Annotated in this window: 22 protein-coding genes; 10 read left to right on the forward strand and 12 right to left on the reverse strand. The window is 66.0% G+C overall.

The genetic code is table 11. The annotated features are described in order from the left end of the window. The first annotated feature begins 140 nt into the window (after positions 1-140). Genes RT97_RS00005 through RT97_RS00015 form a run of 3 tightly spaced genes read left to right on the forward strand, consistent with a single transcriptional unit; the run spans position 141 to position 1,733 of the window. Positions 141-707, forward strand: a complete 567-nt coding sequence (locus tag RT97_RS00005; RefSeq protein ID WP_042576732.1) for an RDD family protein — start codon at positions 141-143, stop codon at positions 705-707. Then, positions 704-1,111 (forward strand): diacylglycerol kinase, encoded by a 408-nt coding sequence (locus RT97_RS00010; protein ID WP_042576733.1) that lies wholly within the window; start codon positions 704-706, stop codon positions 1,109-1,111. The genes RT97_RS00005 and RT97_RS00010 overlap by 4 nt, the downstream gene beginning before the upstream one ends. A 31-nt stretch (positions 1,112-1,142) precedes the next feature. Then, on the forward strand, positions 1,143-1,733 hold the full coding sequence (locus tag RT97_RS00015) for a TIGR00730 family Rossman fold protein (protein ID WP_042576734.1): 591 nt from the start codon (positions 1,143-1,145) through the stop codon (positions 1,731-1,733). A gap of 45 nt (positions 1,734-1,778) precedes the next feature. On the opposite strand, the gene RT97_RS00020 is transcribed toward RT97_RS00015, so the two are convergent. Continuing rightward, entirely contained in the window at positions 1,779-2,117 is a 339-nt protein-coding gene (locus RT97_RS00020; protein ID WP_013540975.1) for a P-II family nitrogen regulator, read from the reverse strand. Beyond that, on the reverse strand, positions 2,114-3,811 hold the full coding sequence (locus RT97_RS00025; protein ID WP_042576735.1) for an NAD+ synthase: 1,698 nt from the start codon (positions 3,809-3,811) through the stop codon (positions 2,114-2,116). The genes RT97_RS00020 and RT97_RS00025 overlap by 4 nt, the downstream gene beginning before the upstream one ends. Positions 3,812-3,830: 19 nt before the next feature. Between RT97_RS00025 and RT97_RS00030 the strand changes: the two genes are divergently transcribed. Both RT97_RS00030 and RT97_RS31965 read left to right on the forward strand, forming a co-directional pair. Then, positions 3,831-5,045: a GNAT family N-acetyltransferase gene (locus RT97_RS00030; protein WP_042576778.1), complete on the forward strand. Its 1,215-nt coding sequence runs from the start codon at positions 3,831-3,833 to the stop codon at positions 5,043-5,045. A gap of 111 nt (positions 5,046-5,156) precedes the next feature. Further along, entirely contained in the window at positions 5,157-5,804 is a 648-nt protein-coding gene (locus RT97_RS31965; protein ID WP_052810505.1) for a lysozyme inhibitor LprI family protein, read from the forward strand. Positions 5,805-5,816: 12 nt separating this feature from the next. Here RT97_RS31965 and ppa read toward each other — a convergent pair whose 3' ends face one another. Further along, on the reverse strand, positions 5,817-6,344 hold the full coding sequence (ppa, locus tag RT97_RS00040) for an inorganic diphosphatase (RefSeq protein WP_042576736.1): 528 nt from the start codon (positions 6,342-6,344) through the stop codon (positions 5,817-5,819). A gap of 256 nt (positions 6,345-6,600) precedes the next feature. Between ppa and RT97_RS00045 the strand changes: the two genes are divergently transcribed. The 3 genes from RT97_RS00045 (at position 6,601) to RT97_RS00055 (ending at position 9,947) form a co-directional block, all read left to right on the forward strand. Next, entirely contained in the window at positions 6,601-9,123 is a 2,523-nt protein-coding gene (locus tag RT97_RS00045; protein WP_155403692.1) for a sodium-translocating pyrophosphatase, read from the forward strand. A 2-nt stretch (positions 9,124-9,125) separates the two neighbouring features. Next, positions 9,126-9,494, forward strand: coding sequence for a nuclear transport factor 2 family protein (locus RT97_RS00050; RefSeq protein WP_042576738.1), 369 nt, complete (start codon positions 9,126-9,128; stop codon positions 9,492-9,494). A 192-nt stretch (positions 9,495-9,686) separates the two neighbouring features. Beyond that, complete coding sequence (locus tag RT97_RS00055) at positions 9,687-9,947, forward strand: hypothetical protein (protein ID WP_042576739.1); 261 nt, start codon at positions 9,687-9,689, stop codon at positions 9,945-9,947. Here RT97_RS00055 and RT97_RS00060 read toward each other — a convergent pair. Further along, a complete protein-coding gene (locus RT97_RS00060; protein ID WP_042576740.1) occupies positions 9,944-10,573 on the reverse strand; it encodes a TetR/AcrR family transcriptional regulator in 630 nt (209 codons plus the stop codon). The genes RT97_RS00055 and RT97_RS00060 overlap by 4 nt on opposite strands. 120 nt (positions 10,574-10,693) lie before the next feature. Here RT97_RS00060 and RT97_RS00065 point away from each other — a divergent pair, with 120 nt between their 5' ends. After that, positions 10,694-11,533 (forward strand): metal-dependent hydrolase, encoded by an 840-nt coding sequence (locus RT97_RS00065; protein ID WP_042576741.1) that lies wholly within the window; start codon positions 10,694-10,696, stop codon positions 11,531-11,533. Positions 11,534-11,543: 10 nt separating this feature from the next. Here RT97_RS00065 and RT97_RS00070 read toward each other — a convergent pair whose 3' ends face one another. From RT97_RS00070 to RT97_RS00105, 8 genes are all read right to left on the reverse strand, one after another. Further along, positions 11,544-12,140: a hypothetical protein gene (locus RT97_RS00070; RefSeq protein ID WP_042576742.1), complete on the reverse strand. Its 597-nt coding sequence runs from the start codon at positions 12,138-12,140 to the stop codon at positions 11,544-11,546. A gap of 232 nt (positions 12,141-12,372) precedes the next feature. Next, positions 12,373-12,624, reverse strand: coding sequence for a hypothetical protein (locus tag RT97_RS00075; protein WP_042576743.1), 252 nt, complete (start codon positions 12,622-12,624; stop codon positions 12,373-12,375). Further along, a complete protein-coding gene (locus tag RT97_RS00080; protein ID WP_042576744.1) occupies positions 12,611-12,979 on the reverse strand; it encodes a hypothetical protein in 369 nt (122 codons plus the stop codon). Before RT97_RS00080 ends, RT97_RS00075 begins: the two co-directional genes overlap by 14 nt. A 17-nt stretch (positions 12,980-12,996) precedes the next feature. Continuing rightward, positions 12,997-13,908, reverse strand: a complete 912-nt coding sequence (locus tag RT97_RS00085; protein ID WP_042576745.1) for a DUF6999 family protein — start codon at positions 13,906-13,908, stop codon at positions 12,997-12,999. Continuing rightward, positions 13,905-15,863 (reverse strand): StlD/DarB family beta-ketosynthase, encoded by a 1,959-nt coding sequence (locus tag RT97_RS00090; RefSeq protein ID WP_042576746.1) that lies wholly within the window; start codon positions 15,861-15,863, stop codon positions 13,905-13,907. The genes RT97_RS00085 and RT97_RS00090 overlap by 4 nt, the downstream gene beginning before the upstream one ends. 3 nt (positions 15,864-15,866) lie before the next feature. Continuing rightward, positions 15,867-16,805, reverse strand: a complete 939-nt coding sequence (locus RT97_RS00095) for a fatty acid desaturase (RefSeq protein WP_042576747.1) — start codon at positions 16,803-16,805, stop codon at positions 15,867-15,869. Continuing rightward, on the reverse strand, positions 16,789-17,571 hold the full coding sequence (locus RT97_RS00100) for a sterol desaturase family protein (RefSeq protein ID WP_042576748.1): 783 nt from the start codon (positions 17,569-17,571) through the stop codon (positions 16,789-16,791). Before RT97_RS00100 ends, RT97_RS00095 begins: the two co-directional genes overlap by 17 nt. A 9-nt stretch (positions 17,572-17,580) precedes the next feature. Beyond that, on the reverse strand, positions 17,581-19,155 hold the full coding sequence (locus RT97_RS00105; RefSeq protein WP_042576749.1) for a phospholipase D family protein: 1,575 nt from the start codon (positions 19,153-19,155) through the stop codon (positions 17,581-17,583). Between the two features lie 129 nt (positions 19,156-19,284). Between RT97_RS00105 and RT97_RS00110 the strand changes: the two genes are divergently transcribed. Beyond that, positions 19,285-19,857: a peroxiredoxin gene (locus RT97_RS00110; protein WP_042576750.1), complete on the forward strand. Its 573-nt coding sequence runs from the start codon at positions 19,285-19,287 to the stop codon at positions 19,855-19,857. The last annotated feature ends 6 nt before the right edge of the window (positions 19,858-19,863 follow it).

Consider the following 19,863-nt stretch of genomic DNA (forward strand, 5'->3'; position numbering starts at 1 on the left):
GCCTGCCGCGGCCAGCCTCGCGCCCGCCGCGGCGCCTGCGCCCGTCGGCGTCGCCGCGCCGCCGGTTCCCGCCGAGGCCCAGGTCCCGCCGCCGACGCCGGCCGAGCAGCTTCCCTCCGCCCCCTGACACCAAGGCTTCGATGGTTTCCAGTTCTCCCGAGGCTTCGGGGCCCGATCAGCCCGCCTCGCCTGCTTCCCCGGCAACCAGCGCCCCTTCCTCGACAGTGCCCGGCCTCTGGCCCCGGATGGCCTGCTGGCTCTATGAGGGCATGCTGTTGTTCGCAGTCGTGTTCGTCTCGGGCTGGCTGTTCAGCACGCTGGGCCAGATGCGGGACGCCATGGACTCGCGCCGGCACCTGTTCCAGGCCTTCCTTTTCGTCGTGTTCGGCGTGTACTTCGTCTGGTTCTGGACCAAGGGCCAGACGCTCGCGATGAAGACCTGGAACATCCGCATCGTCGACATCCACGGCCAGCCCGTCAGCCAGCGCCGGGCATTGGCCCGCTACCTGCTCAGCTGGATCTGGTTCCTGCCCCCGCTCGCTGCCATTGCGCCCTTCAAGCTGTCGGGCGCCGAATCGACGGTGCTGATCTTCGGCTGGGTCGCCGTCTGGGCGGTTCTTGCACGTTTCCACCCCGATCGCCAGTTCTGGCATGACGCCTGGGCCGGTACGCGGCTCATCACTTCCAAGCCCATGAGCCGCCGATGAGTGCCCTGCCCGAGCTTCCCGACCCCGCCGTCAATCCGCAAAAGGCCCGCAAGGGCTTCGAGCGCGTTTTTCATGCCACGCTGATCTCGCTCCATGGCCTTCGTGCCGGCTGGAGCGAACCCGCCTTCCGCCAGGAAGCGATCCTGTCGATCGTGATGATCCCGGCCGCCTTCTGGCTCGGCCGCAGCTGGGTCGAGGTGGCACTGCTCGCCGGCAGCGCGATCCTGGTGATGATCGTCGAGCTGCTCAACACCGCCGTGGAGGCTGCCATCGACCGCATCGGCCCCGAATGGCACGACCTCTCCAAGCGCGCCAAGGACATGGGCAGCGCCGCGGTGCTGCTCTCGCTCACGCTGTGCGGTGGCATCTGGGCGGCGGCATTATGGGCGCGCTTCGTGTCATGAGCGGGCCCGCGTCCCGAGGCATGATGGCGGGATGAATCCTGAATTTTCGATCTGTGTGTATTGCGGCTCGCGCCCCGGCGAGCGCCCCGAGTTTTCCGAGGCCGCCAGGGCAGTCGGCCAGTGGATCGGCCAGCATGGCGGCCAACTGGTCTACGGTGGCGGCCGCACCGGCCTGATGGGCACGGTGGCCGAAGCCACCCGCCTTGCCGGCGGCCGCGTCGTCGGCATCATCCCCAAGGCCCTGGTCGACAAGGAGTTGGCCAATCCGCTGTGCGACGAACTGCACGTGGTGGACACCATGCACGAGCGCAAGGCCATGATGGGCGAGCGCGCCGATGCCTTCATCGCCCTGCCGGGCGGCATCGGCACCTTCGAGGAGCTGTTCGAGATCTGGACCTGGCGCCAGCTCGGCTACCACGACAAGCCGACCGGCATCCTCAACACCGCCGGCTATTACGACAAGCTGCTCGACTTTCTCGCGCACAGCGTGCGCGAGGGCTTCATGGGCGATTGGCAGATGCAGCTGATCCGCACAGGCACCGACTCCACCGAACTGCTCACCGCACTGCGCGCCAAAGTGCCGCTCCATCCGCGCGAAGACAGGCTGTCCGAAAACCTCTGACGCCCCCTCCAAAGAAAAAGCCCCGGTCACCGGGGCTTTTTTGCTTCAGACAGCGTTTTCGTTTTCTTCGCCGGTCCGGATGCGCACGATGCGCTCCACGGCCGTGACGAAGATCTTGCCGTCGCCGATCTTCCCGGTGCGCGCCGAATTGACGATGGCCTCGATGCAGCGCTCCACGTCGCCCTCGTTCACGACCACTTCGACCTTCATCTTGGGCAGGAAGTCGACCACGTACTCGGCGCCGCGGTAGAGCTCGGTGTGACCCTTCTGGCGGCCGAAGCCCTTGACCTCGGTCACGGTCAGGCCGGTAACGCCCACTTCGGCCAAGGCCTCGCGCACGTCCTCGAGCTTGAAGGGTTTGACGATGGCGGTGATCTGCTTCATGGTTTTTGTGCTCCGGCGGTTTCGTTGAATTTGCTGGTGATAGGGTAACGCCAATCCTTGCCGAAGCTGCGGTGGGTCACCCGGATTCCTACCGGCGCCTGGCGCCGCTTGTATTCATTGATCTTGATGAGCCTCGCAACCCCCTCGACCACCGCGCGTTCGTAGCCCGCGGCGATGATCTCGTCGATGCCCTCGTCGTCCTGCATGTAGCGTGCCAGGATTCCATCGAGGATGTCGTAGGGCGGCAGGCTGTCCTGGTCGGTCTGGTCGGGCCGAAGCTCGGCGCTCGGGGGGCGCGTGATGATCCGCTCGGGAATCGGCGCGACGCCGGTGCCGTACGGGTCATGGGCGTTCCGCCAGCGCGCCAGCGCGAACACCGTGGTCTTGAGCAGGTCCTTGATCACCGCGAAGCCGCCTGCCATGTCGCCGTAGAGCGTGCAGTAGCCGGTAGCCATCTCGCTCTTGTTGCCCGTGGTGAGCACGATTGAGCCGAACTTGTTCGACAGGGCCATCAGCAGCGTGCCGCGGATGCGGGCCTGGATGTTTTCTTCGGCCGTGTCCTCGGGCCGGCCCTTGAACTCTTCGGCGAGGGCACCCTTGAAGGACTCGAAGGTGTGCTCGATCGAGATCTCGTCGTAGCGCACGCCCAGGCGCTTCGCCATCTCGCGTGCGTCGATCCAGCTGATGTCGGCCGTGTAAGGCGAAGGCATCATCACCGCGCGCACCTTGTCCTTGCCGAGTGCATCGACCGCGATGGCAAGCACCAATGCGGAGTCGATGCCGCCCGAGAGCCCCAGGATGGCGCCCGGAAAGCCGTTCTTGCAGATGTAGTCGCGCACGCCGAGCACCAGGGCGTCCCACAGTTGCGCTTCCGCGTCGCGTGGGCCGGCCACTGCATCGGACTCGATCGCGAAGCCGATGCCGCCTTGCGGTGCGCGCTCCAGCTGCGCGAAGACCAATTTCTCCTGGAAGCTCTCGGCCTGCATGGCGAGCGCGCCGTCGGCCTGCAGCGCGAACGAAGCACCGTCGAACACCACTTCGTCCTGCCCACCGACCAGGTGCGCGTAGACCAGCGGCAACCCTGCGGCGCGCGCCCGATCCGCCATGCGCGCGACGCGCTCGCCCTCCTTGCCCACGTGATAGGGCGAGGCGTTGATCACGGCCAGCACCTCGGCGCCGGCGTCGCGGGCCAGCTCGGCCGGCTGGTCGAACCATGCGTCCTCGCAGATCAGCAGCCCGACGGAAACCCCGCCCGCCTCGAACACGCAAGTGCCCCGCCCCGGCGTGAAATACCGGCGCTCGTCGAACACCTGGTAGTTCGGCAGCTCGCGTTTGGCATAGGTCTCGAGGATGCGGCCTTCCTTGATCACGCTGGCGGCGTTGTGGCGCATCTGCACTGCCACGGAGCGGCTGCGAAGGCTTCCCCCGGTCGGATGCCCCACCACCACGACCATGTCTTTGAGGTCGGCCAGCGCAGCGGCAATGCCTTTCACGGCATCATCACAGGCTTCGGTGAAGGCGGGACGGAGGAACAGGTCTTCCGCTGCATAGCCGGCAATCGAGAGTTCGGGCGTCAGGAGCAGGCGCGCGCCTTGCGCATGGGCGTTGCGTGCGGCATCGACGATCTTTCTTGCGTTGCCGGCGAGGTCGCCCACCACAAAATTGAGTTGCGCGATGGCGAGCTTGAGCGTCATACAGAAGGAAGAAAAAGGCTTGAACGATTATGTCATTCGGGTTCTGGCGTCACCGTCGGACGTGAGCCCGAAAGCCTGGAACGCGCTGCTCGCCGCGCAGGCCGAGCCCTCGCCTTTCATGCGCCACGAATACCTCGCGGCGCTGCACGAAAGCGGCAGCGCATCGCCCGCCAGCGGATGGACGGCGCAGTTCGTCACGCTCTGGCGCGGCAAGCAGTTGCAAGCCGCCTGCCCGGTCTACATCAAGGACCATTCGTACGGCGAGTACGTCTTCGACTGGGCCTGGGCCAACGCCTACGAGCAGCACGGCCTCGCCTACTACCCCAAGGCCGTGGTCGCGGTGCCCTTCACGCCGGTGCCGGGCACGCGGCTCCTGGCGCGCGATGCGCAGAGCCGCACGCTGCTGGTGCAGGCGCTGGTCGCCTGGTGCAAGCAGGAAGAACTTTCTTCTCTGCATCTGCTGTTCGGCGCCGACGAAGACATCGCAGCGTGCACCGAAGCCGGGCTGATGCTGCGCAACACGGTGCAGTTCCATTGGACGAACATGGCGCCCACGCTCGGCACCGACGTGTCCTCGCCATCCTCCGAAGGGAAGGCGCAGCCCGGCTACCCCGACTTCGACACCTTCCTGGCCAGCCTCGCCCACGACAAGCGCAAGAAGATCCGCCAGGAGCGCCGCAAGGTCGCCGATGCGGGCGTGAGCTTCCGCTGGTCGCGCGGCAAGGACATCTCGAAGGCCGACTGGGATTTCTTCTACCGCTGCTACGAGCGCACCTACCGCGAGCACGGCAACCCGCCCTACCTCACGCGCGATTTCTTCCAGCGCATGGCCGACACCCTGCCCGAGGCCTGGCTGCTGTTCGTCGCCGAGCGCAACGGCAAGCCCATGGCGACCAGCCTGATCGCGCTCTCCACGCAGCCGGACGAACCGCTCGTTGCCTACGGCCGCTACTGGGGCGCGCTGGAGCGCGTCGACTGCCTGCATTTCGAGGCCTGCTACTACCAGCCGCTCGCCTGGTGCATCGCGCACGGGGCACAGCGCTTCGAGGGCGGCGCACAAGGCGAGCACAAGATGGCGCGCGCGCTGATGCCGGTGAAAACCACCAGCGCGCATTGGCTGGCGCACCCGGCGTTCTCGGACGCGGTCGAGCGCTTTCTCGAACGCGAGGGTGCCGGCATCGAGAACTACATGGACCACCTGGGCGAGCGCAGCCCGTTCAAGGCGGCAGGCTGAAGCACAGGCTCTGTCCAAGGGCATAGCGCCCTTGACCGTTCGGCACATCGACGGCGCACGGCGCCTCTCCTAGCATCCGGGCCGGAAAAGCCAGACTCCGAGGAGGACCGCATGCGCCCGTTGATTCGTCTCGCTCTTGCAGCGCTCTGCTTCGCTTGCGCCGGCCACGCCTGTGCCGCGAGCTTCGACTGCGCCAAGGCCGGCAACGCGACCGAAAAAGCCATCTGCGCCGACCCGGGCCTGTCGCGGCAGGACGAGGCCCTGGCCGCGCTCTACCAGCGCCAGCTCGAGATGCCCGATGCGGGCCAATGGGGAACGATCCTGCGGCGCGACCAGCGCGACTGGATCGCGGTACGCAACCGCGAGTGCAAGGGCAACGTCGATTGCCTGACGCAGGACTACCAGCGCCGCATCGCGTACCTCAGCCATCCGCTGCTGCATTGGATGGGCCGCTACGTACAGGGCAAATGCCCGCACGAAGGCCGCTTCCTCGATGTCACGCCCGGCGACGGCGGGCAGCTCGATGTCGAGATCTACATCTGCCCCGACCCACGCGGCAACATGCTGCTGCAGGGACGAAACGTGCTCGAAGCCGGCCAGCGCCTGAGGGTGGCGGAAGGCGGGCGTTGCACCCGCACCTTCCAGTTTGCCGCCGACCGCATCACGGTCTCCGACGGGGCCGAATGCGCGCCCTCGCTCAAAGGCGCCTACGTGCGCGATCCGCGCCGTTCGCCTTTCGCGCTCGAGGGCGCGAAGTGAAAACGACCTGGATTACTTCTTGTACGCGGCGATACCGTCGACGACTTCCTTCTTCGCCGCGTCGATGCCTTCCCAGCCCAGCACCTTGACCCACTTGCCCGCTTCCAGGTCCTTGTAGTGCTCGAAGAAGTGGCTGATGGCCTTCAGGCGCATCGGGTTCACGTCGTCGACCGACTTCCAGTGGCTGTAGATCGGCAGCACCTTGTCGGTGGGCACGGCCAGCACCTTGCCGTCGACGCCGGCTTCGTCTTCCATCATCAGGATGCCCAGGGGGCGGCAGGGCACGACCACGCCCGGCAGCAGCGGGTACGGCGCGATCACCAGCACGTCGACCGGGTCGCCGTCGCCCGACAAGGTCTGCGGCACGTAGCCGTAGTTGGCGGGGTAGTACATGGCCGTCGTCATGAAGCGGTCCACGAAGATCGCGCCCGATTCCTTGTCGACTTCGTACTTGATCGGGTCGGCGTTCATCGGGATTTCGATCACGACGTTGAAGGCATCGGGGACGTTCTTGCCGGGGGAGACTTTGTCGAAGGACATGACGTTTTTCGAGTAGTTGAAAAGTATTGTGGAGACGGGGACAAACCCTGAGTTTACTTTCCGTGTCACCGAGCGGTCGCACACGGCCGCGTTTTTGCCTGTAAATTGCACCCGTTGGCCAATCGGCTCCTCACCTTTTCGGTGCAGCGAGCTTCGAGGAAGCAACGCGGCGGAGAACATGGTCCCGTACGCGTTGCACGCAGGGCCCATGCTGTCCGTCTCCACAAGTCACAACGAACGAATGGAGAAGCAAAGCATGATCGGCAACACCCCCCTGATACTCGCCCTCGTCTGCGGCCTCGTGGCCGTCGGCTACGGTTTCTGGGCCCGAAGTTGGATTCTCGCCAAGGACCCGGGCAACGCCCGGATGCAGGAAATCGCCGCTGCCATCCAGGCCGGCGCCTCGGCCTACCTCGCCAAGCAATACACCACCATCGCGGTGGTCGGCGTCGTCCTGGCGGTCCTGATCGGCCTCTTCCTGGACCTGACCACCGCCGTCGGCTTCGTGGTCGGCGCGGTGCTCTCGGGCGCCTGCGGCTTCATCGGCATGAACGTGTCGGTGCGCGCCAACGTGCGCACCGCGCAGGCGGCCACCAAGGGCATCGGCCCGGCGCTGGACGTGGCGTTCCGCGGCGGCGCCATCACCGGCATGCTGGTGGTGGGCCTGGGCCTGCTGGGCGTGACCGGCTTCTACTGGTTCCTGGCCGGCAGCGCACCCAAGTCGGACCACACCCTGGCGGCCATCCTCAACCCGCTGATCGGCTTTGCCTTCGGCTCCTCGCTGATCTCGATCTTCGCGCGGCTGGGCGGCGGCATCTTCACCAAGGGCGCCGACGTCGGCGCCGACCTGGTGGGCAAGGTCGAAGCCGGCATTCCGGAAGACGATCCGCGCAACCCGGCGGTGATCGCCGACAACGTAGGCGACAACGTCGGCGACTGCGCCGGCATGGCGGCCGACCTGTTCGAGACCTACGCGGTGACGCTGATCGCCACCATGGTGCTCGGCGCCCTGATGGTCACCACGGCGCCCGGCAACGCGGTGCTGTATCCGCTCGCTCTAGGCGGCGTATCGATCATCGCGTCGATCATCGGCTGCTTCTTCGTGAAGGCCTCGCCGGGCATGGTCAACGTGATGCCGGCGCTCTACAAGGGCCTGGCGGTCGCGGGCGTCCTGTCGCTGATCGCGTTCTGGTTCGTCACGGCCTGGATCATTCCGGATAACGCCATCGCCGCGAGCGGCAGCCAGCTGAAGCTCTTCGGCGCCTGCTTCGTGGGCCTGGCGCTCACCGCAGCGCTGGTGTGGGTCACCGAGTACTACACCGGCACGCAGTACAAGCCGGTGCAGCACATCGCGCAGGCCTCGACCACGGGCCACGGCACGAACATCATCGCGGGCCTGGGCGTCTCGATGCGCTCGACCGCCTGGCCGGTGATCTTCGTGTGCATCGCGATCCTGGCTTCGTATTCGCTGGCCGGCCTGTTCGGCATCGCGGTCGCCGCAACGTCCATGCTGAGCATGGCGGGCATCGTGGTCGCGCTTGACGCCTACGGCCCCATCACCGACAACGCCGGCGGCATCGCCGAGATGAGCGAGCTGCCCGACAGCGTGCGCGCCGTGACCGACCCGCTCGATGCGGTCGGCAACACGACCAAGGCCGTGACCAAGGGCTACGCGATCGGCTCGGCAGGCCTCGCCTCGCTGGTGCTCTTTGCCGACTACACGCACAAGCTGGAGAGCTTCGGCCTCAACATCAGCTTCAACCTGAGCGATCCGATGGTGATCGTGGGCCTGTTCATCGGCGGGCTGATTCCGTACCTCTTCGGCGCGATGGCCATGGAAGCCGTGGGCCGCGCGGCCGGCGCGGTGGTGGAAGAAGTGCGCCGCCAGTTCCGCGAGATCCCCGGGATCATGGAAGGCACCGGCAAGCCCGAGTACGGCAAGGCCGTGGGCATGCTGACCGGCGCGGCCATCAAGGAAATGATGATCCCCTCGCTGCTGCCGGTGGTGGTGCCGATCGTCGTGGGCCTGGTGCTCGGGCCGAAGGCGCTGGGCGGCCTCTTGATGGGCACGATCGTCACGGGCCTCTTCGTCGCCATCTCGATGTGCACGGGCGGCGGCGCCTGGGACAACGCCAAGAAATACATCGAAGACGGCCACCACGGCGGCAAGGGCTCCGAGGCGCACAAGGCAGCCGTCACCGGCGACACCGTGGGCGATCCCTACAAGGACACCGCCGGCCCGGCCGTGAACCCGCTCATCAAGATCATCAACATCGTGGCGCTGCTCATCGTGCCGCTGGTGGTGAAGTTCCATGCCGGCGATGCGGCCGCGATGGCGCCCGCCAAGGTCGAGACGCCGACCGCAGTGACCGCGCCTGCGGCCACAGTGCCACCCGCACCCGCCACCCCGGCGGCCGCCGTTGCGTCGGGCGCGGTGTCAGCGGTCGAAGCTGCCGCGGTGAAGGTGGAGAACGGTGTCGTGAAGTTCTACTTCGCGAGCGCCAGTTCCGAAGTCGCGCCCAACGCCAAGGAGGCGCTGGCCGATGTCATCAAGGCCGTGCAGAGCGGCAGCACCGTGCTCGTGAGCGGGTACCACGACGCGAGCGGCGACCCGGCCAAGAACGCCGAGCTGGCCAAGCAGCGCGCCATGGCCGTGAGCGATGCGCTCAAGGCCGCGGGTGCGCCCGAAGACAAGATCGAGCTGGCCAAGCCCGAGCAGTCGCAGGCCGACGGGCCGGCCTCGGAGGCGCGCCGCGTCGAAGTGAAAGTGAAGTCCTGAAAATGCCCACGCCCGCACGGCTCGAAGCCTTCATCGCCGCCGTCGAAGGCGGCGCGCATGCGCAGGTCATCGAGGACTACTACACCGAAGACGCCACCATGCGCGAGAACCAGGCGGAGCCGAGGCGCGGGCGCAGCACGCTGGTCGCACAGGAGAGCGCCGTGCTCGCGCGCACCGAGTCGGTCACTTCCACCTGCGTGCGGCCCGTACTGGTGAACGGCGACCATGTGGCGATCCACTGGGTCTTCGAGTTCGTCTTCAAGGGCGGCGCCACCATGCGCATGGAAGAGATCGCGTGGCAACGCTGGGAAGGCGAGCGCATCGCCGAAGAGCAGTTCTTCTACGACCCGGCGCAGAGAAAGCCGGGCTGAAGAATGCACTGACGTTTTCACCGCTGGCCGGGCAATGGAGTCATTCCGAGGAGACCTCCTGAACCGATGAAAAGCCTTCGCCGAGGTCACTTACAGCGCCTGCATGCCCTGGTGTTGCTGCAGGCGATGGGCGCACCTGCGCGTTCGCGCAGGCTCGGCCGGAAGCCCCGCCCCTGAGCTTCGACGCCGCGCGTGCCCGGATGGTCGAGCGGTCCGACAAGCTGGCCGCCGCGCGCTCGGCCGTCGAGTCGAAGGCTGCAGAGCGAAGGCCTCAAGCGCCTGGGCGGCCCCGTCGTCAGCGTCTCGTGGCTGGCTTACGCCTACAACGCCAACCTGAACCTGGACCTAGACCCTCTCAACCAGAAGCTCGGGCAGATCGGCCAGTCGCTGCCGCCGTCGATCCAGAGCTTCATCGCGGCCACGCCCCGCAAGGCGGACCGCAAAGCCGCCTAGCGCTGGCTCTCGGCGGCCACGGCGCGCACGAGGCGCGTGGCGGGCGCCACCAGTTCGCGCAGGTCGCCGGCACGGTTCTGCTCGATGGCCTGCAGCACCAGTTCGTTGATGCCGCCGACGACCGTCATGGCCATCTCGCTCGTCAGGTGCGCCGCCGGGCTGCCATCCATCTCGCTGCTGTTGATGGCCACCTGGATGAAGTTGGCGATCTCGTCATTGACTCGGCGGCGCGCCACGAGCCCCGGCATGCCCAGGCCCAGGATCTCGACGAAGAGCGTGCGCAGCAGCACCGGGTCCTGCGCCAGGTAGTCGAAGTACGCGGTCATCGCCTGCTCGACCTGTGCGTGCCACGGCTGCGCGGGGTCGAAGGCCTCGCTCACAGCCTGCAGCGCGAGGCGGCTGGCGGTTTCATAGAGCGCGATCAGGCACTCGGTCTTGGTGCTGAAGTGTTCGTAGAACGTGCGCCGCGAGACGGCCGCCTCGCGCACGATGTCGGCGATGGTCGTGTCGGCGTAGCCCTTGGCCGCCACGGCGTGCGCCATGCCTTGGAGAAGGCGCGCATAGTGCTCGTTTTCCGTGCCCTCGGCCGACTTGGAGGCCACGGTTTTTTCGATGGTGTCGGTCATGGATGGCACATTTTCCTACGCCTCGGTACTTGACAGTACCAGCATCGACCCGCACCATGGAAGGCGTGCGGTACGGAGATGTACCAAGTTTCTTCCCACGCCTGCCCGAGGATTGTTTTCATGACCGAACTCGTTGTCCGCCGCCTGCTGATCGACCTGCAATCGCCCTTTGCCCGCAACTGGTGCGGCGGCGATGCATTCTCCAGCGCCTTCTTCAATGCCCTGTCGATGAGCTTTCCCTTCGGCGAGCAATTCTTCATCGACGCCGTGCGCGACGCGATGGCCACGCTGCCGCCCGAGGCGCAGGAAAAGTACCGTGCCGACGTGCGCGGCTTCATCGGGCAGGAGGCCACGCATCGGCGCATCCATTCGCTCTTCAACAACCACCTCGAAGAACAGGGCCTCGTCGACGGCTGGACCGCGCGCGCCAGCAAGCGCCTGTCGCTGATGGAAGAAGCCGATCCGCGCCACGCGCTGGCGGTTACGGCGGCCACCGAGCATTTCACCGCGATGTTCGCCGAGTGGCTGCTGGCGCGTCCCGAGATCCTCGACGGCGCGGAGCCGCGCCTGCGCACCATGTGGCTCTGGCACAGCGCCGAAGAGCTGGAGCACAAGTCGGTCGCCTTCGACATTTACAAGGCCACGGGCGGTTCGGACGAATGGCGAAGGCGCTGGTTCCGCCGCGTGACCGTCATGTTTCTCGGCGACCTGATGCACCAGACCATCGACAACCTGCGCCACGAAAAACAACTGTGGAAGTGGGCGACATGGAAGAGCGCGACGCGCATCCTGCTGGGCAAGGGAGGCCTTTTGCGCGGCAACCTGCGCGGCTGGCGCAGCTACCTGCGTGCAGACTTCCATCCGGCGCAACAGGACAGCAGCCTGTCGACGCGCTGGCTGGCGGACAACCGCGCGCAGTACACGCCCGTGGGCGTCGTGCCTGAGACGGCTGCGTCCTGATCGTCTCTTTTCAGTACATGCTGGCGCGGTGCGTGCCGCCGCCAGTGCCGCTGCGCGCCTGTTGCTGCTCGGGACGCAGCGACAGGTCGTGCAGGGTGTCGAAGTCCGATGGGGCGTCGGGCACGCGCATCACCACTTCGAGCTCGTGCATCGACGCGACCCAGCGACCGGCAGGCGAATCGGCCGGCTCGTCGTTGGCGAAGGTGCCATCGCGGATGTAGAAGGTCTCGCCCTCGGGGCGTTCGGCGTGGAGCTCGACCAGACGCGCGATCGAGAAGTTGTACGTCACGAGCTTCTCGCGCGTCTTGCGGTCCTTGCCACCGCAGTTGAAGGAGCCTTCCGCCGCGATGACGATGCAGGAGCCTTCGACGCCCCCGTCGATGTCGATCTCGTTGCCGGAGCGCCAGATGGCGTTGGGCAGGCGCACCCTCACCTTGTCGATCACCAGATCGCGCTGCTTGTTGAGGCTGCCCAGGGGCGGCACCAGCGAACGCAACTGACGCAGGCGCTCGGCGAAGTTGTCGTCCATGAGGAATTCGACGTGGTGCGTGGCGCTGCCCGAAGAGCGCTTGACCACCTGCATGACGACATGGCGTGGCTTGCTCATGACAGGCCCCTTTCGCAGGCGTCAACGTCAAAGTTCACGCCCAATGCCGGGCAGCCAAGGCCTTGCTGGAATTGATTTGTCATCGGCTACAGATTAGAACTTTTGAATGAATGCAATTACCTGCATCAATTGTGTCTAACTGTATATCGATTGAGACCATTGTGGAAGGAAATCTGTGACATCTTCACGGGGGCATGTCGCCAAAACGTCTCTCCTTCGTGCTAGCTGAAAACTAGCCGGAAGACGTTTCCGATTGCTCCAGCGCTTCGTCCAGCGCCTTGCACGAAGGCGCGCAGACGGTTTGCGACTTGCCCAGCACCTGGCGCGTGCGCAATTGCGAACGCACGCGGTGCTTGCCGCACATGAAGCAGGACATGGTCGCCCCGCTGAACGACGCCGAGGCGCGGAACGGGGAACCCGGTGTCTTGGTCTTGTAGCGCAGGCCGTCCGCCACCACTGCCGTCTTCACTTCACCCTTCGCCATGCGTCTTGTCCTTGTTCGTTTTGGCAGCGCCCATGGCGCGTGCAATGGCTTCCCTGGCGCTGACTTCAGCCGCAAGGGAAACATCCAATGCCGAGCGGCAAAGCCCGGCGTGGTGATAGTTGAGGTTCTCATAAACCTCGGATGCGGCCGGATAGGCATCGAGCAGGCGGCCCAGCTCGGCGCCTGGCGCGACATCCTCGAACTCATGCACCAGGTGCTCGACCACCGAGCGGTACTGCTCGGCGCCTACGGGCACGGCGCTGTGCTCCAGGCGTTCCAGCAGTTGCGCCAGCACCTGGGTCACTGCCAGATCGGTCTTGGGGGACGGATTGTGGGTCGTGTTCATGGTTCGCATCTGGGGGCAGCATACGCCTATGCAAGTGGCTGGTCGAAGAGGGCTGTTTCCGGCTCTCCCGCTTTCTGGGCCGCCTGCATGCGCTGGAGCAGGCTGTGGAGCATTTCCGTGGACAGCCCGTGGATCACCAGCCGGTGCCCCGCCCTGAGGGTCGACAGGGGCACCAGCGGGTGCTTGTTGTTGACCAGGATCAGGTGCTCCGGCGCATTCAGGATCGTCGCCGTGTAGATGCCGATGGTTTCGTCCAGTTGCAATGAGTTGGCGGCGCGCCAGAAATCGTTGTCCGTCAGCATCAGCTGGTAGAGCGGCGTGAAAAGCTCGATCGCGCTCTGCAGGTCCAGGAAATTGAGCTTGCCCTGGGGCATGTCCTCCAGCCGCAGCCCCGGCTCCTTGATCATCGAGAAATCGACCTTCTCCGCCTTGCACAGCGCGACGCCCTTCTCTCGCAGCGCCGTGTTGAGGCGGATCACGAAGTTGAAGAGGTTCAGGTCGTGCTTCAGGAACATCTCGTCCTTCAGCGCGTCGAGGTCCGCGGGCTCCAGCGGATTCGTCGCAACCGACGCCGGCGAATTGCGCCCGATGAACGCCAGCACCTGCGAGCCCAGGTGAAAGTGCCGAAGAATCAGCCAGTTCGCCTCCGGCGACACAAAGCGCTTGAGCCCCCACGCCAGAAAGCGGTGCAGCAGCATCGAATGCGACCAGTTGCGCGGCACGAACACCTTCACGATCTGGATCAGGATGATCGTCAGCCGCGCGATCGGCCGCAAAAAGGGCAGCAGGTACTGGCGCGAGCCCGAACTCGAATCGGCGAGCCACGCCGACTTGACGTTGTCCGGCAGCGGCGTGCTCTGGTCCAGGTAGAGCGCAAGCCACGGGCTCGGGTCGCGATCGTCATGGGCTTGCGTCAGGAATTCAGGCGTTCGGCTCATTGGAAACCTCCGCCTGCGGCTGCGGTATTCGCCTTGGGGCGGCCCGGCGGCTCATGCGGCATCCGCTCCGTGATGTGCTGGAACTGCATCAGGTAGAGCGCCGCCGTGTGGCGCGCCGTGTCGATGATCTGGCGGGCCGCCCGGGCCTGCCCCTCGACGGCCATGACCATCTCGACCGCGGCGAGCCAGCGGTTCAGGTGGTTCTCGTCGTTGTGGCCGTGATATTCGAGGAACCGAAAGGCATCGGGCGGCAGCTTCACGCTGGCCTTGATGAGCGGCAGCAGCGCCGGCACGATGCGCTGGCCCGTGCCTTCGATGATGTAGATCGCGCCCAACAGGCCGATTGGGTCCCGCGTGGCGGCTAGGCCGTGCAGGTATGCGTTGAGCGCCTCGCCGCCGGGGTTGCGGCGCAGATCGTCGATCCGCGCGACCGTGCCGCCGGCCTTCTGGTAGTCGCTGAAGAGGATATTGAAGTCGTTCTGCTCCTCGCCCGCGTGCACGCCGATCAGCGAGGCCAGCATCTGGTACGGCTCGCTCAACGAGGCGGCGCCTTCGCGCATCCACAGGCTGCCCTCGCGCACCTGCGGCACCCACTGCTCCATCCAGTTCAGGTAATCGGGCAACGCGAAGCGACGTTCTCGGATCTGGCGGATCAGCGGCGTGCGCCAGACGCGGGAGCGGTAGTCGTGCCAGATGGCGGCCAGTTCGGTGAGCAAGGCCCCAAGGCCGTCGGGCGCCGCGGCCGGGTCGTGCGGAGGTGCAATGACGAGATCGTCGTCCGGCACGGCGGCACGGGGTGCCGCTATCGCTGCAGGTGCCGCATCGGTCGCTTCGACTTCCAGCAGCATGTACGCCGCCATGAAGCGCCCCGACTCGGGCACGTAGCAGAAGATCTGCTCGCCCGGCTTCAGCGTCTTCGTATGAAGGAATTCGGCCAGCATGATCAGGATCGACGCGGCCCCCGTGTTGCCGCGCCACGCGAGGTTGCTCCACCAGCGCTCGCGCGGAATCGACAGGTCGGCCTTGTTCATCAAGTCTTCGACGACCGGGATGAATTTTTCCGACGAGTAGTGGCACAGGAAGTGATTGACCCGCTTCGGATCGACCCAGCCGTCGCGCACCAGCCCCGCGTATTCGTGGATGCCGATGTCGAACAGGTGCGGCAGCAGGCGGATGTCCTGGCGCAGCGAGAGCGCACCGGCGGCTTCGGCCTCGGCCCAGGAGCCGAAGTCGAGGTGGCCGCGCGCGCGGTCTTCGGTCAGGCCGAGCTGCATGCACACGGGGTAGTCGCCCGAGAACGCGCGCTGGTGCACCCATTTCAGCTTCAAGCGGAGGCCAGGCGCGCCCGCCAATGCAGGCGAGCCATCCGAAAGCAGCAGCGCCCCTGCGCCATCGGACAGCATCCAGCGCAGGAAGTGCGAGTCGAAGTCGGTTTCATACCCACGGGCCGCGAAACGCGAGCGCTTGAAGAGCCGCGACGGCATCTCGCTCGCCACCGCCATCGCGCTGCGGTGCGCACCCAACTCGATGCCCTGCGCAGCCGTCTGGATCGCCGACACGCCGGCTGCGCAGATGCCGTGCACCGAATGCGTCTCCATCGGCTGCGCCGCGAGTTCGCCCTGGATCATGTTGGCGAAACCCGGCATCAGCGTGTCGCCACCCGAGGAGCCGCTCGCGAGCAGCGACACCCGCGACAGTTCCGCGCCGCCGCGCCGCAGGCAATCGCGAATGGCGCCCGCGGCGAGCTGCGCATTGCTGTGCTGCGTCACGCCCTCCGCATCGATGGCGTAGTGCCGCGTGAGGATGCCGTTCTCCGCGAGGATGCGCCGCTTGATGCGCTCGGACATGCGGTTGAGCGGCGCGATGTACGCGTCCATGCGGTCGTTGGGAATGGGCTCGCCCGGCATGAAATAGCCGGCGCTCTCGAGGTACACGCGTTGGAATGAAACAGGCATGGTTCAGTGAGTGGAGGAATCGGGAGGCATCAGCGAGCGGCTGCGAAAACGCGGCCACACGGTCCCCAGCACGAAAACCCGCAGCATGTAGGGAACCAGCCCGCCCTCGTTGAGCACGGGATCGACCTGCGCGCGGTAGCGCGTGCGGTGCAGGTGCGTGAGCTCGGACCAATGGGCATGCGGATTCTCGTGGTGTGCGGTGTGCAGGCCGATGTTGAACAACAACGGGTTCACCAGCCCTTCGAAATTGCGCGCGTAGTTCAGACGGCCACCGGGGGTATCGCGCGACGCCCCCTTGGCCGACACCTTTCGGCCATCGGCATGCGCATGCTGCAGGTAGTTGGTCGCCAGCAGCCAGTGCAAGCCGTGCAGCTGCGGCACGATCACGAAGAGCAATGCCTTGCGCCAGTCGAGCGCAAGAAGCACGGCCCAGCTCGCGAGCCACAGCACGTACTGCGCGATGCAATAGCGCCACGCGCCGCGCCGGTGCGCCCGCAGACGCGCGAGCCAGCCGACGAACACCGGCATCAACACCCATACCGCCTGGAACGGATGCAGCAGGTAGCCCCACAGGTGGTTGGTGTCGCCGCCGAAGCGGTAGGTGCGCGCCACGTCCTTCGGGCCATGCCGGTGGCGATGGTGGTTGGCCACGTGCGCGGGCCAGAACACGAAGGTGGGATGGCCCTGCAGCAGCGTGATCCAGAAGTCGGTCAGCCGGTTCATGCCCCGCCCGCGCCACATGCGCAGGTGCACGTGGTTGTGATGGATGACGCCGACACCGAGCGTGAGGAACAGCATCAGCGCGTAGAGCAGCACGTCGAAGCCGTTCACCCACTGCCACGCCGCCAGCGCCGGCAGCGCGAGCAGGTATGCGAGGCTTTGCCAATCGCGCCAGTGCCGCAGGCGCACCAGGCCGCGCGACGCCTCAGGCGGGCGTGCCATGCTGCCGCGCCTGCTTGTCCCGGAAGGCCTGGAAGTGCGGCTCGGCCGCATCCGCCGCGATGCGCGTCTTGAACAGCCGGTCCATGAAGGTGAACTGAAAACCGTAGTTGCCGTTGTGGCATGCGTGGTGCAGGTGGTGCCGGCGGCTCGCGGCGAACCAGTGGCTGTACGACACCCCCGTGAAGAAGTCGTAGTTGGAATGCCCGACGCAGTTGAAGAACAGACTGAACACAGGCACTGCCGCCAGCGACCAGAAGCTGAAGTCATGCACCACCATCGGCAGCAGGATCACGTTGCCCAGCATCAGCGCCTCGATGGGGTGGAAGCTGTAGGTGGCCCACGGCGTGGTCACGAACGAGCGATGGTGCGGCCCGTGAAAGCGGCGCAGCGGGCGCGTGTGCAACAGGCGATGGTTGACCCAGAAATGCACGTCGTTCCACACCGCCAGCACGAGGGTCTCAACGGCGATCTGCCGCCATCCTGCATCCGGATCGAGCCGCGCCCAGCCCAGTTGCAGCAAGCCCCACGGAAACACCATGCCCAGCCCGAAGATCAGCACCGAGATGCCCGACTGCGAGAGCTCCCGCCGCAACTGGCCCGGCTGCAGCGGCCGCGGATCGAGCACCCGCCCGATGCCCATCGCCGGCAGCACCCGCTTCGTCAGCAGCCAGGTGATGGCGCCGAAGCCCAGGTAGATGCCGCCGAAAAAAAGCACACCCCACAGCATGACCTGCAGGGCGGGCAGTGAAGTGAAGGTCTGCGCCATCCCCCGAGGCTACAACAGCATCTCGGGAACGATGGGTGCGATGAGCATGTTGTAGAAGCGCTGGAAGAAGCCCGACTCGGGCTCGGAGGTCAGGATTACCTCTTTCTCGCCGTCGGTGGTGAGCCACTGCAGCGTGCCGGTGTCCTTGGCCAGCCTGAGGCGATAGGAGTTCTGCAGCTTGCTGATATTGATGATGCGCAGCATCTCGCGCGCCAGCTGGGGGCTGTCGACCACCAACCCCATCTCGGTGTTCTGGCTGGCCGAGCGCGGGTCCAGGTTCATCGAGCCGATGAAGATGCGCGTCTTGTCGATCGCCGCGGTCTTGGCATGCAGCCGGCCGAGCGACTTGCCGAACATGCCGAAACGCTCGCCCTTGCTGGTGCGCTGCGGGCTCAGTTCGTACAGGTCGGCGCCGCTTTGCAGCAGCCGCTCGCGGTAGCGCGCATAGCCGGTGTGCACCAGCGGCTCGTCATTGGCAGCCAGCGAGTTGGTAAGCAGCGTGAGCTTGACCTTGCGCTTGGCCAGGTCGTCGAACGCCGCCATGCCGCGCTCGCCCGGCACGAGGTACGGCGATGTCAGGTCGACCTCGGTCTTGGCGTCCATCAAGAGACCCCAGACCTTCATCGTCACGCTGGTGGAGATGGCTTCGTCGGCCGTCATGGTCGCGGGCTTGGTCGGCGGGTCGGCGATGGCGCGCGCCTCGCCCCACAGGAGACCCATGCGGCCGCCGTCGAGCTCCTCGGCGATCGGGCCATACCCCAGGATGTCCGACGGCGGCAGCACGATCTTCGGTGGCGGCGCGGCCATGCCGATCCAGTCGTCGAACTCGGCGCTGCCGGGCGTGCGGCCGCCCTCGCCCCTCACGATGTCGGCGATGGGCCAGACCTGCACGCTGTTCCAGTAGGCGTCGAAGATGGATTCGAGCTGCGGCACCACCTTGCCCACCACCAGCGCGTCCATGTCGATGAAGTTCTGCGCCTCGCTCAACACGAAATACTCGTCGGCGATGTTGCGCCCGCCCACCACCGCCATTGCACCGTCGGCGATGAAGAGCTTGTTGTGCATGCGGTGGTTGAGCCGCACGATCTCCCAGGGCGAGGCCGCGAAGCGCGAGAGAAAACCGTTGCGGCCGCAGCAGAACGGGTTGTAAAGCCGCACCTGCACGTTCGGTGTTTCGGACAGCGCCAGCAGCAGTTGCTGGCTCTTGACGGTGTAGAGGTCGTCCACCAGCACCCGCACCTTCACGCCACGCGCCGCTGCTTCCCGCAACGTGCGCAGCAGCAGGCGGCCGACGGCGTCATTTTCCAGCTGGTAGTACTGCACCACCAGCGACTGCTGGGCGCGCTGCGCGAGCTGGATGCGCGCATCGAGCGAATAGACGCCCAGCGGCATCAGCCGGAAGCCCGAATGTTCGCCAGGCGGGGTGGACGCTGCCACGATCTTCGAGAGCCTGGTCGATGGATCGGCCGAGTCCGCGTGCTCGGCGGGTCGGTCTTTTGCCGGCGGCAGCGAGCCGCAGGCAGCGAGCACTGCCAGCAGAAAGCCCGCGAGCGCCACGCGCCAAAGTCGATCCCAGCCGTTCATGATGATTCCCGTCTTTTGATTTTTCAGTCGCTGCAATAAGTACGCCGGCCGGGGTGTGTCAGTTTCATTTCTCTCTTGCGAAAGGTGCACCGTCCTAGAATTCACGTCACACCTGCACGGAGTTACATCATGGCCCGACCGATCCTCTCACGCATCGCGCTGATGACGGCCTTTGCCGCCATCTCCGCACTTTCCGCGCTTGCAAACCCTGCCTGGGCTGCCCTGGACATCGGCGACCCTGTGCCCAAGTTCACCGCCAACGCCGCGCTGGGGGGCAAGACATTCCGCTATTCGCTGGCCGACGCGCTCGCCAAGGGACCGGTGGTGTTGTACTTCTTTCCGGCCGCCGACTCCAACGACTGCTCGATCGAGGCCCACGCCTTCGCCGAGGCTGTCGATCAGTTCGCCGCATTGGGCGCCACCGTGATCGGCGTCTCGGCCGACGACATCGACACGCTCTCGAAGTTCTCGGTCAAGTCCTGCCAGAGCCGATTCCCGGTGGCATCGGACGAAGCCAAGACCGTGATCAACGGCTTCGACGCGCTCATGCAGACCCGCCCGGATTTCGCCAACCGGCTGTCGTATGTGATCTCGACGGACGGCAAGGTGGCTTATTACTACCAGAACCTGAATCCGGACAAGCATGTGGAGCGCATGCTGAATGCGGTGCGGGCGCTGCCGAAAGCCACGGCGGCGAAGTGAACAACA

The organism is Variovorax paradoxus, from assembly GCF_000834655.1.
GTDB lineage: Bacteria > Pseudomonadota > Gammaproteobacteria > Burkholderiales > Burkholderiaceae_C > Variovorax > Variovorax paradoxus_F.

Coding starts and splice junctions, on each gene's coding strand:
- RT97_RS00005 (WP_042576732.1), top strand. CDS start 141: ATGGTTTCCAGTTCTCCCGAGGCTTCGGGGCCCGATCAGCCCGCCTCG.
- RT97_RS00010 (WP_042576733.1), top strand. CDS start 704: ATGAGTGCCCTGCCCGAGCTTCCCGACCCCGCCGTCAATCCGCAAAAG.
- RT97_RS00015 (WP_042576734.1), top strand. CDS start 1,143: ATGAATCCTGAATTTTCGATCTGTGTGTATTGCGGCTCGCGCCCCGGC.
- RT97_RS00020 (WP_013540975.1), bottom strand. CDS start 2,117: ATGAAGCAGATCACCGCCATCGTCAAACCCTTCAAGCTCGAGGACGTG.
- RT97_RS00025 (WP_042576735.1), bottom strand. CDS start 3,811: ATGACGCTCAAGCTCGCCATCGCGCAACTCAATTTTGTGGTGGGCGAC.
- RT97_RS31965 (WP_052810505.1), top strand. CDS start 5,157: ATGCGCCCGTTGATTCGTCTCGCTCTTGCAGCGCTCTGCTTCGCTTGC.
- ppa (WP_042576736.1), bottom strand. CDS start 6,344: ATGTCCTTCGACAAAGTCTCCCCCGGCAAGAACGTCCCCGATGCCTTC.
- RT97_RS00045 (WP_155403692.1), top strand. CDS start 6,601: ATGATCGGCAACACCCCCCTGATACTCGCCCTCGTCTGCGGCCTCGTG.
- RT97_RS00050 (WP_042576738.1), top strand. CDS start 9,126: ATGCCCACGCCCGCACGGCTCGAAGCCTTCATCGCCGCCGTCGAAGGC.
- RT97_RS00060 (WP_042576740.1), bottom strand. CDS start 10,573: ATGACCGACACCATCGAAAAAACCGTGGCCTCCAAGTCGGCCGAGGGC.
- RT97_RS00065 (WP_042576741.1), top strand. CDS start 10,694: ATGACCGAACTCGTTGTCCGCCGCCTGCTGATCGACCTGCAATCGCCC.
- RT97_RS00070 (WP_042576742.1), bottom strand. CDS start 12,140: ATGAGCAAGCCACGCCATGTCGTCATGCAGGTGGTCAAGCGCTCTTCG.
- RT97_RS00075 (WP_042576743.1), bottom strand. CDS start 12,624: ATGGCGAAGGGTGAAGTGAAGACGGCAGTGGTGGCGGACGGCCTGCGC.
- RT97_RS00080 (WP_042576744.1), bottom strand. CDS start 12,979: ATGCGAACCATGAACACGACCCACAATCCGTCCCCCAAGACCGATCTG.
- RT97_RS00085 (WP_042576745.1), bottom strand. CDS start 13,908: ATGAGCCGAACGCCTGAATTCCTGACGCAAGCCCATGACGATCGCGAC.
- RT97_RS00090 (WP_042576746.1), bottom strand. CDS start 15,863: ATGCCTGTTTCATTCCAACGCGTGTACCTCGAGAGCGCCGGCTATTTC.
- RT97_RS00095 (WP_042576747.1), bottom strand. CDS start 16,805: ATGGCACGCCCGCCTGAGGCGTCGCGCGGCCTGGTGCGCCTGCGGCAC.
- RT97_RS00100 (WP_042576748.1), bottom strand. CDS start 17,571: ATGGCGCAGACCTTCACTTCACTGCCCGCCCTGCAGGTCATGCTGTGG.
- RT97_RS00105 (WP_042576749.1), bottom strand. CDS start 19,155: ATGAACGGCTGGGATCGACTTTGGCGCGTGGCGCTCGCGGGCTTTCTG.
- RT97_RS00110 (WP_042576750.1), top strand. CDS start 19,285: ATGGCCCGACCGATCCTCTCACGCATCGCGCTGATGACGGCCTTTGCC.